This is a genomic window from Propionivibrio pelophilus DSM 12018, from assembly GCF_059569095.1.
On sequence record NZ_JCANUT010000008.1, the window covers coordinates 76,810 to 94,034 of the forward strand.

General features: G+C 58.9%; 15 protein-coding genes, 1 tRNA gene and 1 pseudogene. 5 read left to right on the top strand and 12 right to left on the bottom strand.

What is annotated here, in order from left to right; all coding sequences use genetic code 11:
• Window positions 1-208 precede the first annotated feature (208 nt).
• Complete coding sequence (locus BO74_RS06035; protein WP_496440809.1) at window positions 209-517, top strand: MTH1187 family thiamine-binding protein; 309 nt, start codon at window positions 209-211, stop codon at window positions 515-517.
• A gap of 117 nt (window positions 518-634) precedes the next feature.
• Here BO74_RS06035 and BO74_RS06040 read toward each other — a convergent pair whose 3' ends face one another.
• The 5 genes and pseudogenes from BO74_RS06040 to BO74_RS06060 form a co-directional block, all read right to left on the bottom strand.
• Entirely contained in the window at window positions 635-1,210 is a 576-nt protein-coding gene (locus BO74_RS06040) for a rhomboid family intramembrane serine protease (protein ID WP_496440811.1), read from the bottom strand.
• Between the two features lie 42 nt (window positions 1,211-1,252).
• Window positions 1,253-3,052 carry an ABC transporter ATP-binding protein/permease gene (locus BO74_RS06045; RefSeq protein ID WP_496440812.1) on the bottom strand — a complete coding sequence of 600 codons (1,800 nt, stop codon included), beginning with the start codon at window positions 3,050-3,052 and terminating at the stop codon, window positions 1,253-1,255.
• A gap of 94 nt (window positions 3,053-3,146) precedes the next feature.
• Window positions 3,147-3,878: a PDZ domain-containing protein gene (locus BO74_RS06050; protein WP_496440830.1), complete on the bottom strand. Its 732-nt coding sequence runs from the start codon at window positions 3,876-3,878 to the stop codon at window positions 3,147-3,149.
• Window positions 3,852-4,613, bottom strand: a pseudogene (locus BO74_RS06055) (trypsin-like peptidase domain-containing protein); the annotation flags it as partial. The pseudogene BO74_RS06055 and the gene BO74_RS06050, both read right to left, overlap by 27 nt.
• A gap of 117 nt (window positions 4,614-4,730) precedes the next feature.
• Window positions 4,731-5,006 carry a metal/formaldehyde-sensitive transcriptional repressor gene (locus BO74_RS06060; protein ID WP_496440813.1) on the bottom strand — a complete coding sequence of 92 codons (276 nt, stop codon included), beginning with the start codon at window positions 5,004-5,006 and terminating at the stop codon, window positions 4,731-4,733.
• Window positions 5,007-5,094: 88 nt separating this feature from the next.
• Here BO74_RS06060 and dmeF point away from each other — a divergent pair, with 88 nt between their 5' ends.
• The 3 genes from dmeF (at window position 5,095) to BO74_RS06075 (ending at window position 7,683) form a co-directional block, all read left to right on the top strand.
• The gene (gene dmeF, locus BO74_RS06065; protein ID WP_496440815.1) at window positions 5,095-6,054 is read left to right on the top strand and encodes a CDF family Co(II)/Ni(II) efflux transporter DmeF; all 960 of its coding nucleotides are present in this window, start codon (window positions 5,095-5,097) and stop codon (window positions 6,052-6,054) included.
• An 83-nt stretch (window positions 6,055-6,137) separates the two neighbouring features.
• A tRNA-Ser gene (locus BO74_RS06070) sits at window positions 6,138-6,227 on the top strand.
• Between the two features lie 730 nt (window positions 6,228-6,957).
• Complete coding sequence (locus BO74_RS06075; protein WP_496440816.1) at window positions 6,958-7,683, top strand: phage antirepressor KilAC domain-containing protein; 726 nt, start codon at window positions 6,958-6,960, stop codon at window positions 7,681-7,683.
• A 143-nt stretch (window positions 7,684-7,826) separates the two neighbouring features.
• Here the strand turns inward: BO74_RS06075 and BO74_RS06080 are convergent, their stop codons facing one another.
• The 4 genes from BO74_RS06080 to BO74_RS06095 form a co-directional block, all read right to left on the bottom strand.
• Window positions 7,827-8,741, bottom strand: a complete 915-nt coding sequence (locus tag BO74_RS06080; RefSeq protein ID WP_496440818.1) for a hypothetical protein — start codon at window positions 8,739-8,741, stop codon at window positions 7,827-7,829.
• A gap of 71 nt (window positions 8,742-8,812) precedes the next feature.
• A complete protein-coding gene (locus tag BO74_RS06085; protein WP_496440819.1) occupies window positions 8,813-9,127 on the bottom strand; it encodes a hypothetical protein in 315 nt (104 codons plus the stop codon).
• A gap of 3 nt (window positions 9,128-9,130) precedes the next feature.
• Window positions 9,131-11,026 (bottom strand): NUDIX hydrolase, encoded by a 1,896-nt coding sequence (locus BO74_RS06090; RefSeq protein ID WP_496440820.1) that lies wholly within the window; start codon window positions 11,024-11,026, stop codon window positions 9,131-9,133.
• An 84-nt stretch (window positions 11,027-11,110) separates the two neighbouring features.
• Window positions 11,111-12,052, bottom strand: coding sequence for a restriction endonuclease (locus BO74_RS06095; protein WP_496440822.1), 942 nt, complete (start codon window positions 12,050-12,052; stop codon window positions 11,111-11,113).
• A gap of 89 nt (window positions 12,053-12,141) precedes the next feature.
• Here BO74_RS06095 and BO74_RS06100 point away from each other — a divergent pair, with 89 nt between their 5' ends.
• A complete protein-coding gene (locus BO74_RS06100; protein ID WP_496440824.1) occupies window positions 12,142-12,489 on the top strand; it encodes a helix-turn-helix domain-containing protein in 348 nt (115 codons plus the stop codon).
• Window positions 12,490-12,529: 40 nt separating this feature from the next.
• On the opposite strand, the gene BO74_RS06105 is transcribed toward BO74_RS06100, so the two are convergent.
• The 3 genes from BO74_RS06105 to BO74_RS06115 form a co-directional block, all read right to left on the bottom strand.
• Window positions 12,530-13,132 carry a hypothetical protein gene (locus BO74_RS06105; protein ID WP_496440825.1) on the bottom strand — a complete coding sequence of 201 codons (603 nt, stop codon included), beginning with the start codon at window positions 13,130-13,132 and terminating at the stop codon, window positions 12,530-12,532.
• 36 nt (window positions 13,133-13,168) lie between these two features.
• Window positions 13,169-16,324: a type I restriction endonuclease subunit R gene (locus BO74_RS06110; RefSeq protein WP_496440827.1), complete on the bottom strand. Its 3,156-nt coding sequence runs from the start codon at window positions 16,322-16,324 to the stop codon at window positions 13,169-13,171.
• A gap of 143 nt (window positions 16,325-16,467) precedes the next feature.
• A partial coding sequence (locus BO74_RS06115) for a hypothetical protein (protein ID WP_496440829.1) occupies window positions 16,468-17,225 on the bottom strand: 758 nt, incomplete at its 5' end.

A 17,225-nucleotide genomic window follows, 5' to 3' on the forward strand; every position in this document is an offset into this window, starting at 1 on the left:
GCCCCTCCTCACCGTTGTAACAGTTTTCGCTCCCACCGGCCGGCGTGCACGATGCGGCAAGCGCGGCAACCGATAGTATCCCTGAATGCTGGCCGGCTTGCCGTGCAAATTTCCTGAATTTATGTACCGCCCTTCCAGCCCCGGCCATCCTCCGTGAGAAAATCCTGTCGTCCTTTTTCATACATCGATAGCCACAGGAGATCTCATCATGGTCATGCTCGAATTCACGATGTTTCCAACCACCGAGGGCGAAAGCAAGAGCCGCTACGTCGCCCGCATCCTCGACATCATCGACAAGAGTGGCCTGACCTATCAGCTCACCCCGATGAGCACGATCATCGAGGGCGAATGGGCCGAGGTCATGGGCGTGGTGACACGCTGCTTCGAGGCGCTGAAGGACGATTGCCCGCGCATCAACACGCAGATCAAGATCGACTACCGCGCCGGCACGGAAAGCCGGATGAAGTCGAAGATCGCCTCGGTCGAAAGCCAGCTCGGCCGCAAGCTGGCGACCTGAACCCGGGGGGAATGCTGATTTATTACATATTCGTCATTCCGGCGAAGGCCGGAATCCGCAAAATTCAACGAACTGGACCCCGGCCTTCGCCGGGGTGACGAATTCTTCCGCATTTCCCTATCGCCAGCGCCGGTTGAAACGCAGATACAGATAGCCGCCGGCCAGCCCGCCGAGGTGGGCAAAATGGGCGACGCCCGATTGCGTCCCGCTCACGCCGAGCAGCAGTTCGAGCGCGCCGAAGACCATGACGAACACCGGCGCGCGCATCGGGATCGGCGGAAACAGCGGCATCACCACGCGATACGGGAAACAACGGGCGAAGGCGAGCAGCAGGCCGAACAGCGCACCGGACGCGCCGACGGTGGGGTAGTACGCGCCGGAGAGCGTCGACACAACGAGCTGCGCGATTGCCGCCGCGATGGCGCAAACGAAATAGAACGTCAGGTAGCGACGCGCGCCCCACACGCGTTCGACATCGCCGCCGAACATGTACAGGCCGTACATGTTGAACATCAGGTGCGCCAGTCCGCCGTGCAGGAAGGCGTAGGAAACGATCTGCCAGGGCATGAAGTGCGGGCCGATCGGCCACAGCGCGAAAAGCATGCTGATCGACCGTCCGGCCAGTGAATCAAGGAAGAATATTGCGACGTTGGCGACGATGAGCGCCTGCGTTACGGGCGGAAGCGAATACATTCTTAGGTTCCTGAAATGGCCAGGTTATCGGGGATCTGTAGTTCAGACGGCAATGGGCGCGGCAAGTTCGCGCACCTGCCAGCCTCCGCCGCCGAGCAGTTCGAGCTCCTGCGTGTGGAACTCGACGAGCGTGCTGCGGTGACCCACGCTGACCAGGATCGTCTCCGGCAGCGATTCCCGCAACAGGGCGTACATCGCGTGCTCCAGCCCCTCGTCCATCGCCGAGCTGGCTTCGTCGAGGAACACGATGCGCGGCCGGTTGAGCAGAACGCGCCCGATCGCCAGGCGCTGCTGCTCGCCCAGCGAGAGGCGATGCGACCAGTCATCCTCGGTGTCCAGCGCGTTGGAGAGATGGCCGAGATGGCAGCGGCGCAGGACTTCGCCCGCATCCGCATCGTGCCTCGCCGGCGCGGGGTAGTACAGCGCCGAGCGCAAGGTGCCGAGCGGCAGGTAGGGCTTTTGCGGCAGAAACAGCGCCAACTTCCCGGACGGCCGCTGGATCGTCCCCTCGGCATACGGCCACAGGCCGGCCAAGGCACGCAACAGCGTCGTCTTGCCGATCCCCGACCTGCCGCGAATCAGGATCGCCGCCGGCCCCGCAACGCCGAGGGTCAGATCCTCGATCAGCAACTCGCCGCTGGGCTTGCGCACCGTCAGCGAGTTAACGGCGAAGCCCATCTCATCCGGCTCGACCCGCGCGCTCGGCAGTTGCCGCGCCGTTTCCATCGATTCGAAAAAGCCCGCCAACCGGTTGATGACGGCGCGGTAGCCGGCAAAATTGTCGTAAGACGTACGTATGAACGACAGGGCGTTCTGCACCTGGCTGAACGACTCGGCGGTCTGCATCACGTCGCCGAGGGTGATCTGCTTGCTCAGCAAACGCGGCGCCTGGACGATGAACGGAAAAACAACCGCCGCCTGGCTGACAGCCAGGTTGAACCCCTGGAACTTGAGCGAGCGGAAGATGATTGCCCAGACATTGGCGATCAGGTCGCGGAAGCGCCGCATCAGGGCGACCCGTTCGACGCGCTCGCCGCGGAAGAAGGCAACGCTCTCGCCGTATTCACGCAGGCGCATCAGCGCATAGCGGAAATTGGCACCCAGTTTCTCGTTGAGGAAGTTCAGTTCGATCAACGGGCGGCCGATCTTCAACGCGAAGACCGTGGCGATGATCACGTAGAGATACACGCAGAACACCATCGCCCGCGGAATCTCCCAGCCGAAAACCTCCAGCACGCCCGAAAGATTCCAGAGAATGAGCGTGAAAGCAAAAAGCGAAACAACCGCGTCGAGCAGCCCCATCGAAAGCGTAAGCGTGCTGGACACGAAACTCTCGACGTCCTGCTGGATCCGCTGATCCGGGTTATCCGCGCTGGCTGGGACGAACTGGCTGCGATAGTAGGACTGCTTGCCCAGCCAGCGCTCGATCAACTTGTTGGTCAGCCAGGTACGCCAGCGAATCTGGAACGACTGTTGCAAGAAAAAGCTCAGCAGCGCCCGCGCCACATGCACCGTCGCCAGAATGCTGAAAACGCCGAGCATCCGCCAGAATGCCGCCGCATCGAGACTTTGCATGGCGCTGTAGAAGCCGTTGTACCAGAAGGAGAACAGAATGTTCATGCGCACGGCGAACAGCGTCATGAACACGATGGCCGCCAGCCAGAGCAGCGGCACCAGGCTGACACGCGGCGCAAAATAAGTGGCCGATATCTGCCGGAATTGTCTCCCCCACACCGTGTACCGCCCGAGCGCGGCGACCACGCCCGCCATCCCGAGCAGACTGATGATAAACGACTTGCCGAGCCACATCAGGCTGGCCATCAACTCGTGCCCCCAATCCATCCTTTCCCCCTATCCCTTCGACCCTCACATGCCGGTGTGGGCGGCTGCCTCAAGCATCCGCCCACACCGGGAAATTCTGCAATCAGGCACGACGTCAGCCAATATCGACCGGGACGAAGATTCGCGCGTGATTCCTTTCTATGAGCAACGCAACCCGCTTTCCGGCCTTGGCCACCAAGGCCCGTAATTGTTCCACCTTCGAGACGGGCTCGCCATTGACGGAAAGCACGACATCGCCGGCCTGAATACCCGCGCGCGCGGCCGCACCGTCGACGTCCTGAACGATCAAGCCGCCTTTGACATCGGCCTGAGCCTGCTCATCCGGCGTCATCGGTCGAACGCTTACTCCCAGCCGCCCCTTGTCGCCGGGGTTCGCATCGTTGCTGGCAAGTTTCTGATCGTCAAGCGCCCCGACGGCGACAGAGAGCTCTTTCGTGTTTCCTTTACGCCAGATCTGAAGTTTGGCCGTCTCGCCGGGCCGCATCGCCGCCACGATCGCCGGCAGTTCGCCTGACGCTCCGATCTCACGACCGTTGATGCGCTGGATGATGTCGCCGGTCTGCAGCCCGCCTTTCTCGGCAGGACTGTCTTTTTCAACCGTCCCGATCAACGCCCCGCCCGGTTTCTTGAGCCCGAAGGACTCGGCCAGCGATTGATTCACCTCCTGAATCGATATTCCAAGCCGCCCGTGCTGCACCTTGCCGTGTTCGACGATCTGCGTCTCCACGTTCATCGCGACATCGATCGGAATCGCGAATGAAAGCCCCTGGTAGCCACCGCTCCAGGAATAGATTTGCGAATTGATCCCGACCACCTCCCCGGCCATATTGAACAGCGGGCCGCCGGAATTGCCCGGGTTGACCGCGACGTCGGTCTGGATGAACGGAACATAACCGCCGTCCGGCAGGGAACGCGACTTGGCGGAGACAATGCCCGCGGTGGCACTATTCTCGAAGCCGTAGGGCGAACCGATCGCCAGCACCCATTATCCAACGCGAACATCGCTGGCATTGCCACTGGTCACGACCGGCAGATTGCTGGCGTCGATCTTCAGCACCGCAACGTCGCTCGCCTTGTCCGCCCTAAGCACCTTGGCCTTGAATTCGCGTTTATCGGTAAGTTTCACCGTAACTTCATCAGCTCCATTCACGACGTGTGCATTGGTCAGAACTATGCCGTCCGGCGTGACGATGAACCCCGATCCCTGCCCGTGGATCGGCGTATTGCCTTGCTGGCGAGGAACGCCAAACTGGCGGAAAAATTCGTAGAACGGGTCATTGGGATCGAGCTGCATGTCCGGCACGCCGGCGCTGACCTTGCGCGTACCCGACACGCTGATATTCACGACGGCGGGGCCGTTTCGCGCCACAATCGCGCTCATGTCCGGCAACGCCATCGGCAATGACGATTGCGCGTGAGTCTCCAAAGACGGCTGCTGGACGGCAGCGTGAACCAGTCCGAACGGGGGAAAGGCATTCCCGGTATAGAACGAATACCCGGCGCCCACAAATCCCGCAACGGCCAACGCCAGCACCGAGAATTTCAGTGTTTTCGCTTTCATGGCGCTCTCCTTTCACTATCGATACGCGAGCAAGATGCTCGTCGGCAATGAGGAGAATGCGCCGCTGGGACTTAAAGGATACTTAAGGAAACACCGAAATATTCGTCACCCCGGGAATTACTTGAGATAGCTGCGCAAGACCGAGACCACCTGTTCCAGATCTTCCCTGCGCTGCTCTTCCGGAATCACGTTGGTGCCGAGATGATCGCGGAGGTGGCCTTCGAGGACTTCCAGCATCAGGCCATTGACCGCGCCGCGGATGGCCGCGATCTGCTGCAGCACGGCCGAGCACTCGCTGCCCTGATCGAGACTTTTCTCCAGCGCCTCGGCCTGCCCCTTGATGCGACGCACGCGGAGCAGAAGCTGCTTCTTTCCCTTGACGGTATGGGGCACGACACATCCTCCAGTGGTTGCGAATCTTTCTCATTGAAAAAACATATACTCGGGTATAGTATATCAAGCAATCATCTGGAGCCCCACCATGCAAGCCACCACCCATGCCGGAAAACTTTGTCACACCGAAGTCTTCGATACCGGCAATCCGCTCGCCGAACGCAACACACGCTGGGCGATCGGCCTGACCATCATCACCATGATCGCGGAAATCGCCGGCGGTTGGATCTTCAACTCGATGGCCCTTCTGGCCGACGGCTGGCACATGAGCTCGCACGCCCTCGCGCTCGGCCTGGCCGCCTTCGCCTATGCCGCCGCCCGCCGCTTCTCGCGGGATTCGCGCTTCGCTTTCGGGACATGGAAGATCGAAATCCTCGCGGGCTACACCAGCGCCATTTTCCTGATCGGCATCGCCGCCGTGATGCTCTTCCAGTCGGTCGAGCGACTGATCTCGCCGTCCGCAATCCATTACGACGAGGCCATGGTCATCGCTGTCGTCGGTCTGCTGGTCAACCTCGCCTGCGCCTGGCTGCTGCGGGACGACCACGAGCATCACCACGACCATGGACATCCACTTGGCGGCCATGACCACGGGCACGGCGAACACCATCATGACCTGAACCAGCGCTCCGCCTACATCCACGTAATCACCGACGCCGCGACCTCCGCGCTGGCGATCGTCGCGCTGTTCTTCGGCAAGTTCTGGGGCGCCTCCTGGCTCGATCCTGTCATGGGCATCGCCGGTGCCGCACTGGTGTCGATCTGGGCCGTCGGCCTGTTGCGCGACACCGGCCGGGTGCTTCTCGACGCGGAAATGGACGCTCCCATCGTCGCCGAGGTGCACGAAGTTCTCGCCGGACTGCCGATGCCGGTCAAGGTCACCGACCTCCATGTCTGGCGGGTCGGGCGCGGAAACTACGCCTGCATCGTCGCCCTGAGCGCCGACTCGGCCATCGACGCCGGCGAAATCCGCCGCCAGCTGAGCATTCACGAAGAACTCGTTCACGTCACGGTGGAAATCGCCACGCAGAACGGGTCGCCGAGGTAATCAACAGGAACACGACTACGCGCAACAAGCGCCAACAAGCATTTGGTTAACAAAAACGCTTCTGCTAGAATGCGCCCTCTTCTGGAGAGGTGGATGAGTGGTTTAAGTCGCACGCCTGGAAAGCGTGTTTAGGTGAAAGCCTAACGGGGGTTCGAATCCCCCCCTCTCCGCCAGATACCTAGCAAAAAAGCGCCTTGCGGGGCGCTTTTTTGTTTTACCCCCCAACAAGCCCCCCAATACCCAATGCGATTGGGCGAGACGGCGTGAGACACGATCGTCGGCAGCCTTAATCTCCGGAGCACCAAAACGGCGAGGAGAGAGAGTTCTCCGGGAATTACCTGCATCGGGCTTTTCGCGCTGTGATCCAGCGACTGACCATTACGCATCGCCCCCCCCTTTCAAGAGAGAGCAACCCTAACCCGTACCACCTGCCTGCCCTCGTGGAGGGGTGATACACCTTTATCGAACCGCTATGGACTGTTGTCCTGTCGGGTAGCCTCTCCGCCTGCCCCAGCGTCACGCGCGGTCATGGTAGGTTGCATTTCCACCGTCAAAGCCGATTCTCACGGCCGCTGGCTGTTTAGGCTGCTGTCCGGCGTCTGCCGGCAGGTTCGTTTATCCGTTTCCGGGGAGCGGGTCACTCCGGTCATTGTTCGCCGTTTTCTTCCAAGCAGCCCGGTTTTCGGCCCACTACTGTCGCGTGGAGTGCGGTTTGGCGCCACCGGCGCAAACAGGGACACAATGCCCTAATGCAAAAAGGATATCTACAGAGTGGATTGTCGAAGCGGCGTGTCGCATACAGTTCCATCTCATCTGGTCGTGACAAAACAATAGGCATGTCGAGGTAGGGATTACTCTGTAAGCCAACCTCGGACTTACTTTCTTTTTTTGAGGAACAGAGTTATGTCTTTTGTGATTCCATTCTCGTTTGATAAAGCACTCGTTCGTGTCGTAGTGAGCGATGAAACACCATGGTTTGTGGCAAAGGATATTGCAGATGCGCTCGGGTACGCGGATACCGCCAAGGCGGTGAAGGCGCATTGCAAGTCCTATCGTCCGGTGGGGGTAGGTGTTTCGCCCACCCTTGATCCTCAGACAAACATTATTCCGGAGCGTGACATTTACCGGCTGGTGATGCGCTCAAAACTCCCGAAAGCGATCGAGTTCGAAGAGTGGGTGGTTGGCACGGTACTACCGTCGATCCGCAAGACCGGCGGGTTCGGGCTGGATATGAACGACCCCGCGTCGCTGCGCAACTGTCTGCTGTCCTATACCGAGAAGGTCATCGCATTGGAGGAAAAACTCACTGAGCAAGCTTCGAAGGTGGAAGCACTGGACCGGATTTCGAAGTCGGAAGGGGCGATGTGCATTACCGATGCGGCTAAGTGCCTGCAGGTTGCGCCCAAGTTTCTGTTCGCATGGATGGATACGCACGGCTGGACGTACCGCCGCACTGGCAGCGCTGAGCGCGTTGGGTATAGCGACAAAGAGGAGGCCGGGTATCTCGTGCACAAGGTAAAAACGGTGCTGTGGGGCAACGGCTCCAAGCAGTGTTATCGGCAGGTGCGCGTTACGCCGAAGGGAGTGGTGCGGTTGGCAGAAATATTCGCGCTGAGCGTCGCAGCTTAATTCGCTACCGATAACGCACCGTAGTCGTGAGACGCTCCCCGTTTCGCGTCTACGGTGCGCATGTCGTACGGATATGCGGGGCTTGCGTTTCTCTTGTACTTGATACGCGACACCTCGTTACTGCTTTCGACAGTTCGGATAGATTAATTTGTAGAGTCTGCACGCAAATCGTTCAGCGTTACCCCCGGGAAAAATACACTGTTCGTGCCGAGCAGAACCGTTTCAAAAAATTGAAGCAGTTGCCCCAGCAGGGGGGCGACGTCCCGACTCCAATCGTCCCCTTCGGAATACAAGAACGTTTGTAGAACGTGATTGATTTCGATCCCAAAGGCGGCGATTCCTTCGCCGAGAATGAATTCCAACGGTTCATCCTCGCAGTACTCTGCATTGAGGTTTAGGTATTTGATGGCGGCCTGTCCCAGTTGCTCAACCGAATGCCACGGCATGGTCGTGTAAGCAGGATCCTTGCCGCTCAATATGGTCAGTAGCGTAGAAAATGCTCTGTTCTGATCGTCGTAGGTGACGATAGGTGGTGTTTCGTCGAACCGTGACCGCCAGACACCGATCAGCGTATCGACGTACGGGGCGAGTACCGACCGGATAACTTCCGGTGACCCAAGATAGTTGGGCTTCAGCGCCTGCTCAATTCCTGCGATCATCGGGTCGACCGCTGTCGATTTTGCACCGGCCGGTAATTGCGCCAGTTGCAGCACCATATCGGCAATGCGCCGCCGGTCTTCCTCATCATCCTTATTCGCGTAATGCGGTGTATAGCGATTAACCTCAGCATGAGTGGCCCGCAGCCCGTCACCGTCTTCGACAAAATGAATCTGATCGATCAGGGTGCCAGACCAACTGCGATGCTGGTACAGTGTGTTGTTCTCGAAATAGGCGAACCACTTTTCTTCCTGCATGGCGGGGATGAACCCTTGGCGTACACGAGCGGATTGCAGTGCATCCAGTTGAAAGTCGAGAAAAATGGTCGTGTGCCGCTTCGGCATGCGACGGAGGTTGGGCCATGACTTTCTCGTTGCGATGGTGTCGTCTGTTCTTGCCATTGATGATTTCAGCGCTGGTTTTGGAGATGAAGGATTAATCCGCCATGCGTCGTGCTCGAGCGTCCAACTCTTCAGTGCTCTTCCTGATATTGGTACATCACGTCCCAGACCCCCATGTAGGCGTCGTGGCGGTCATGATCTTTGACCGTCGCCTTGAAGTTGCTGAAACGGATGCCGCGGATGGCGTCTGAAACCCGTTGCGCGACTTCCTCGCGGTCGATTCGCGCGCGATAGCGGTAGTCGGTCCCGGCGCCCTCGATCACCTCGGCATCGGGGAAGATCGCCTCGATTTCACCGTTCCGACGTGCACGTACCAGCAACGTCTGCCCACTGGCGTCGCCCTTGTCCACGATGCTGACAAAACTGTTCGGAAAAAACACCCACATGGCTTACCCCTCGATTCCAAAATGTTTGCGGAGCGCGGCCAGCACCGGTTGGTCAGCCGGATTCTCCAGATGCTTGCCCCATTCTGCCGGCGGTACCAGCCTGACGGCCTGTGATTCCCACCCCATGCCCGTCGGGTCCCCGCCAACGCGTTCGGCCAGATAAAGCCGAGTAATCGACGTCGACCGTTTGAAATCGCCGAGGTATCCGGTGATACGGACCTTCAAGCCCGATTCTTCGTACCCTTCCTTGATCGCGTTCGCCTGCAGGCTCAGACCGGCGTGGTCGAGTTTTCCCTTGGGGAAGGTCGTCTCGTAACCGCCGAATTTGTTCGTCGGCGAGACCATCCAGATGCGCCCGTCCGGTTCGACGGCAACGACGCCGGAAGCCAGTGGTAGTGAATGTTTCGGCGGCGGTAGTTCGTTTAGGCTCAGCATGAGCAAGTCGCAGGCGTTCCAGTCGTCACTCTGCCGAGGATGGTCGCGCCATGCGTGGACCGGCACGGCGTTCAGTGTTTTGGGGGCTTTGCCGCCCGGAACGAAGATCGCCGTACGGCTATTGCTGTGCCACGTGTCGGCCGCGCTCGGCTTTGTCGGATGTTTGATAGTCACTATGTTGCCCGACTCGCCGTGTTTGGGGTGTTGCGTCGGTTTGTCGACCCAGCGCGGTGGCTCGGTCTCTGTTTTCTCCCGACAGGTTTGAAGACAAGTCTCCAGCATGGCCTGTACTGCCTTCCAGTCGCGATCCTTCTTGCAAGGTTCCTGTTCTTCCGGACATGTTTGATTGATATTTAACGCGACAACTCTCATGTCGTCTAACCGGCCGAAGATTTTTTCGATCTGGTCGGCGATCAGCTTGACGGTTTGCTGGAGGTGTTTTGCACTGGTAATTTCAGGATGGCCCAGCAGGACGTCTAGGTCGCAAGGGATAAAACAGAGCGCGCTGTCGTAGAGGCGGGCCAACCGTTCGGCGATCAGCGTATGCCCTCCACGCAATTTCGCGAGCCTACTACCAAGTTGATAGTCGGGGATTTCACTCCATTCGCCTTCGGTAACGTCCAACGCCTCACGGCCGATATTGGCGGTTTCTTTGAATACGTCACAGAGGCGGTAAGTGATCGAGGCCATGGCGCCTACGGTGGTGTCCGCGCCCGGATGTTCCTCGCACTCGCTCAGAAACTGGGCGATGTCCATCAATTCTGGGGTTATTTCGTTGAATAGCTCACCGGCGAGGGACTGCAGTTGATCCCTCGTCCAATAGATGTCCTTTTGCAGGTGGCCGATGGATTCTTCTGAAAGTGGCGCAACGCCGTTTTCCCCGTCGTTCCAACGGCCGTTAGCGTCGGCGTTGGCGCAATCGAGATTCAGTGCCCTGATGCTCTTGGCGTCATAGATGCCTCTTAGGTATCCGCGATGCTGTTGCGTCAATACATAGCCTCCATGCTCAATCGGATACAAAATTTTCTCGATGTGACCGCTTTGGTCGCTCAGCATACTGAATAGGGCTGGGATGAAACCGGAAATCTTCCGTGCCGCCGAGAGGATCAACACGTCTTCGCCATCGGTCAGGTGCTGAATAATGTCTGAGAGGCTCCCGTCCAGATCCAAGATCTGCGGCGGATTTGCCCCCGGATTGTCCTTGATTCGAATATACGGGGTAGATTTATTCCTTACATCTTCATCCTGTTCGATGTCCAGTTGCCAGAAACTGTCTGGAATTGCGAGATAGGCTTTGCTCTGCTGAGTCGCTAGCTCGACGATCTGGCCGCTCCACGCGGCCATGCTGGTGGCGCGGGGTTTGTTTCTCGACGGTGTACCCGCAAGGAGGCGCCCTTTGAATGGCCACGGTAGTGGCCAAGGAATATCGACTTCGTGGATTTTTAGTTTGAGTTGTTGTGCCATGGGACTCTCTTATCGTTTGCGACACAGTATCGGCAAACGAATGGGATAAAGCTACTGCTGAAATATCGTCACCGTCCCTGACGCTCATAACAGCTGATGGGCGTTGCTTTTAGTACCTGCTGGGTGAAGGTATTCATCAAAAAACACCGAATTGACCTCGTAAGTGCTACGGGCTGCGTCGCAAACGGCTTTTTTAACGCCGATTTCATGCTCTTTCATTAAATCTATTAGTTTGAGCAAACCGACTAATTCGATTGCTGTTGCGCCAGCTCGACGTGCTTCGACCTCCGCGCTGGGGGTGAATGTCGACGTTGTGAAAAATAGCCCGTATTGCGCTCGCCCTTCGATCGCCCCGCGAAAATCTCGAATCTCACTGGGCGGAACCTTGATATCTTTAAAGCGCTTGCACTGCCACGCAACGCGTGTCTTAATCAAGCCGAGTGTGTCAAATGCGAGAAAGCCCTCGCCATCAACACCACCGTCTCCGGTTTGTCCGGTGGTTTTTGTGGCCAGCAGCCCGTTCTCCGTCATGATGCGGGCGCAGAGGCGTTCAAAACCCTTGTCGGGCATCTCGGTGAGTATTTTTTTTAACTCATGCGCCCAAGATGACGTTCCCGGGAGTTCGCCTTGAGCAGATTCTGACGGAGCGTCTTCTGCGCTCGATTTTTGCGCTTTCCCCTTGTTTGCAGTTGCTTCGTAAATGGTGATGGCGCCCCTGTCATCTACCCGCTCATCCCAGCCTTTACGTGTCAGCTTCCAATTGCCGTATCCGGCCGTCTCCATCGGTTCGAGGAACCCGGCATTTACCAGATACATGCGTGCCCATTGAATATCGTTAGCGAATTTCGTGGCGCCGGAGGCGAGCACTTTATCTGGAACAGGCTGATTGGACGATGTCATGCTGTCCGCGATCCAGTCTTTGACTGATGACGCTTTTGTGAATCCTCCAACGGCCCGAAGCGCGTCGACAATCATCGGGATGTAGCGAATGGAGTCCGGATATTTCTTTTTGGTGTTTGTATTCATCGTTTGGGATTTAGGCTGTTGGCGTATGCAGCCATCAATCCTACGAATTTCGTAGAGTAAGCACAAGGTCGTTCTACGATTATCGATGGATGCCGCGTCTATCGATTCCCAATACGCTGTTCGGCTGTCGCCTCCGCGAGGCGCGTGTCCGGGCTGGTATTGCGCAGGATAAGTTGGGGGTGATGATCGGGATGGACGAGGGGAGCAGCAGCGCCCGGATTAGCCGCTACGAGACCGGGACGCACGAGCCGCCGTTCTCGATTGCGGAGAAATTGGCAGCCGTCCTCGGCGTACCGGTGGCGTATTTCTACTGCGATGACGACAAACTGGCGATGCTACTTGTCCGGTACACGGTTCTCGGGGACGACGCAAAAGACCGCGTGCTGACGCTCGTATCGGAGTTGATGGGCGAAACAGGAACGCCCCTGTCCGCTTAAACTCACGCCGCCGCCTACTGGTTCGGTAGGCTTCCTGCGCTCAACACCGCAGATCAAATCGCTTGTCCATGAGTTTCCTCCTTTCGCCTGTCCAGTAATCGCCCGTATGGCCGTCGTGAGGGCGACGTAGCAGAGCATCGATAGACGCCACTCGTTCATCGATCGCCTTGCACTGGTTTGTCTTGGAAGGTCCCGTTGCCGTTGTCCGCACAGCAAACTCGGCATTCAATACCTGTTCGCGTGCAATTCGATCCGATTCCATCTGCGCGACAGCCCGTTTCATCTGGGCCAACCGGTTGTCCGGTGCTGTTGCCTGTTGTTTTTCGGCGGTTGTCACCGAAATCTCCTTGGCGCCAAACGGACACGGTTGATCACTGAACATAGTCCGGCCGTCTTTCTTGCACTTGAACGTCAGTTGTACATCGCGCGGCAATCGCTCTGCTGGCGCGCCCGGCACCTTCTGCGCAGGAGCCACTTGTCGTATTGACTCATGTGGTCGCATATTTTCGGTGAGTGCTGGAGGCGGTCTTGCATCGACAGGCTGGCGGTTGCTGTACTCCAGCGCCAACCAGCCCCCGAGGACGACCGCGAGCGCGAGCACCAGCGAAATAGCGCGAACGTGCGACGGTGTTGCATTAGACAAAGTGACTACCCCTCTCTTTTTTGGCTTTGGATCGCCCTACGCCCACGCCTCCCCCAACGCCTCTGCCTGTCTTAACACCAGTTCGATCGCCTCCTCCTGCTGATCCGGCGGGTATTTGTACTTCCTCAGGATGCGCTTGACCATCAGGCGCAGCGTGGCGCGCACGCTTTCCCGCTTCGACCAATCCACCGTCAGGTTCTTGCGCAGGTTTTCGGTCAGTTCGTGGGCGATCTTCTTCAGCGTCTCGTCAGTCAGTTCGCGCACCGCCGATTCGTTGTTCGCCAGCGCATCGTAAAAGCGGATTTCATCCTCGGTGAGGCCCAGTTCATCGCCCCGGCTCGCCGCCGCGCGGAACTTCTTGGCCATGTCGATCAGTTCTTCGATGACCTGCGCGGTTTCGATGGCGCGGTTCTGGTAACGCTTGATCACGTCGCCGAGCAGTTCGGAGAACTTCCGGTTCTGCACGACGTTGCCGGCAAAGCGTGACTTGATCTCGCCTTCGAGCAGCCGTTCGAGCAGTTCCACCGCCAGATTGCGCTCGGGCAGGTTGCGCACTTCGGCGAGGAACTCTTCGTCGAGGATGCCGATGTTCGGCTTGTCGAGACCGACCGCGTCGAATATATCGACGACTTCCTCGGAGACGACCGCCAAGCCGATGATCTGCCGGATCGCCAGTTCGCGCTGCTCGTCGGTGCGCTTCTGCTGGCTCAGGTCGCGCTTGGTCAGGATCACCTTCACGGCTTGCAGGAAGGCCACTTCCTCGCGCACGGCCTTGGCTTCGTCGAGCGTGCAGCACAGGGTAAAGGCTTTGCTCATCGCCAGCGCCGTATCGGCAAAGCGCTTCTTGCCGTCCTTCTGCCCGAGGACGTGGTTGGCGGCCCCGGCGAGCCGTTTGTGGCCCGCCGTCAGGAAGTCGGAATAGTCGTAGCCGTGCAACAGGCCGCGCAGGATGTCGAGCTTTTCTTCGAGAACGGCATAGGCCTCGGCGGCATCGACGGTCGGCCGCCCACGTCCGTTGCTCGCGGTGTATTCCTTCAGCGCGCTTTTCAGTTCGTTGGCGATGCCGATGTAATCAACGACCAACCCGCCCTGCTTGTCCTTGAACACGCGATTAACGCGGGCGATGGCCTGCATCAGGTTGTGGCCCTTCATCGGCTTGTCGACGTACAGCGTGTGCAGGCACGGCGCGTCGAAGCCGGTCAGCCACATGTCGCGGACGATCACCAGCCGTAACGGGTCCGTAGCGTCCTTGTAACGTTTCTCCAGCCGTTTCTTGACCTGCTTGCTGTAGATGTGCGGGCGCAGCAGCGCCTTGTCGCTGGCCGAGCCGGTCATCACGATCTTGATCGCGCCTTTCTCCGGATCGGCGTCGTGCCAGTCCGGGCGCAGCTTCACGATCTCGTTGTACAGATGCACGCAGATTTCGCGGCTCATCGCGACGACCATCGCCTTGCCGTCCTGCGCTTTGTTGCGCTCTTCAAAGTGGGCCACGATATCGGCGGCGACACGGGCGATGCGCGGTTCGGCGCCGACGACTTTCTCCAGTGCGGCCCAGCGGCTCTTGAGCCTAGCCTGCTGGTCTTCCTCCTCGTCCTCGGCGAGTTCTTCGACTTCCTCGTCGAGGTGCGGCAGTTCGTCTTCCTTCAGCGCCAGCTTGGCAAGGCGGGACTCGAAGTAGATGGCGACCGTTGCGCCGTCTTCCTTCGCCTGCTGCATGTCGTAGATGCTGATGTAGTCGCCGAACACGGCGCGGGTATCGCGGTCCTCACTGGAAACGGGCGTGCCGGTGAAGGCGACGAAGGTGGCGTTCGGCAGCGCGTCGCGCAGGTGCTGGGCGTAGCCGACCTGATACGCGACCTGATAGCTGGCGCCCGGTTCGGCAGCCATCAGCGCCTGCGGATCGTTGGCACTGGCCTTCGGTGCGAAAGTCTTCAGCTTCGCTTCAAAGCCGTATTGCGTCCGGTGTGCCTCATCGGCGATGACCACGATGTTGTGCCGGTCGGAGAGGCGTGGGAAGAAATCCTCGTCCGGGTCGGGCATGAATTTCTGGATGGTGGCGAAGATGATGCCGCCGGAGGGTCGGTTCGCCAGCTTGGCCCGCAGATCCTGCCGGCTCTCGGCCTGTACCGGTTGTTCGCGCAACAGGTCCTGCGCCAGCGAGAAGACGCCGAACAGTTGCCCGTCAAGATCGTTGCGGTCGGTGATGACGACGATGGTCGGGTTCTCCATCGCCGTTTCCTGCATCGCCCGGGCGGCAAAGCAGGTCATGGTGATGCTCTTGCCGCTGCCCTGCGTGTGCCAGACGACGCCGCCCTTGCCCTTGCGGGCGGGATCGCTGCCGGGGCGCGAGGCGGCGATGACGTGGTCGATGGCCGAGCGCACCGCGTGGAACTGGTGATAGCCGGCGACCTTCTTGACCAGCGTGCCATCGTCTTCAAAGAGGACGAAGAAGCGCAGGTAGTCGAGCAGCAGGGCCGGGGCCAGCACGCCGCGAATCAGCGTTTCGAGTTCGTTGAACTGCCCGAGCGGGTCGAGCGTGACGCCGTCGATGGTGCGCCATTGCATGAAGCGTTCGCTGTTCGCCGAGAGCGAACCGAGGCGGGCTTCGCTGCCGTCGGAGATCACCAGCAGCTCGTTGTATTCGAAGACGTCAGGAATCTGCGCCTTGTAGGTCTGGATCTGGTCGTAGGCTTTCCAGATGTCGGCGTTCTCGTCGGCCGGGTTTTTCAACTCCATCAGCACCAGCGGCAGGCCGTTGACAAAGAGGAGGATGTCAGGGCGCCGGTTATAGTGGACACCCTTGATCGCAAACTGATTGACGGCGAGCCAGCGGTTCTTGCTGGGGTGCGTCCAGTCGATCAGGCGCACGAAGTCGCCCCGCGTCTCCTCATCCTTTTGGTACTGCACCGGAACGCCGGACACGAGCAGCTTGTGGAACTGGCGGTTGGCCGACAAGAGCGCCGGGATGCCGAGGTCGAGGACCTGCTTGAGGGCATCGTCCTTGGCGGCGGTGGGGATGCCCGGGTTCAGGCGGTGGATCGCGTCTTGCAACCGGGCGCGCAGGATCACCTGCTGGTAGTTAGCGCGTTCCGGTGCGGGACCGTCCGGGGCGATGTCCGGGCCGTAGAGGTGGGTGTAGCCAACGTCGGCGAGCCAGCCGAGGGTTTCTTGTTCGAGTTGGTCCTCAGTCATATCAACACCTCGGTCATATTGACCATGAGAGAGAAAACCACCTGATAAACGGCTTGTTTAGCAACTTGCTAATTACGCAACCTGTTGTTTTATATGGATACAAATCCGCGCCCCCCGAAAAATCTTAGTTTGCTAAGGAAATGCTAAGAAGCACTGCGTAAGGTGTAGTAGCGCTGATTCCCAGTCCCGAGCTTATCCAGAAATCCATCCGATTGGCTCCATTTCTTCAAATATCGCGACGCTTCCACTTGCGCCGAAGCGGAATTTCCCAAGCCAAGCAGTTCTCGTAGTTCGCCGTTGGTGATGCGCTGGTGATCACGAAGATATTCCCGCACCATCTCCGCGTACCGTACCGGATTAAGCCCGCGCGTTCGGGTATAGGCGGCTTTTCCTTTCAACTCCTTCGCAATCCCTTTTGCGAGATGGAACGTGGCAGTCGATGTATGCCCCCTGCGTTCGATCAGATTCATCGGCGGCAAGCACATGCCGTCCAGAATGCGGCGAGCGTCGTCCTTCGCGAGTTGCAGTACGTCTGCGGCCTGAGCCGTATCGATGTAATCCTGACCAAGCAACGCATCCATTACTATTAACCCGGCCCTTAAATAGGCTGTTTGCTGTATGATTTCCGCATGGAAAAGATTGATGCGCGTAAGCTGGGTTATGAGGGGCGAGATACGCTGCGGAAGATGGTGCTTCGACTGCGGAAGCAGTCGGGCCTGAGCGGCGTTGAACTGGCGAAGGTGGCAGGAGTTCATGTCCGGACGGTTCAGGCGTGGTTGCGAAAGGTACAGACCGCCGGCGAGGGTTCCCTGACAGAAAGGCTGCGTGGACGTCCCCCCGGCGCGTGCCGAAAACTGTCGATGGTGCAGGAAGTCTGGATTCGACAACGCATTGTGGGGGC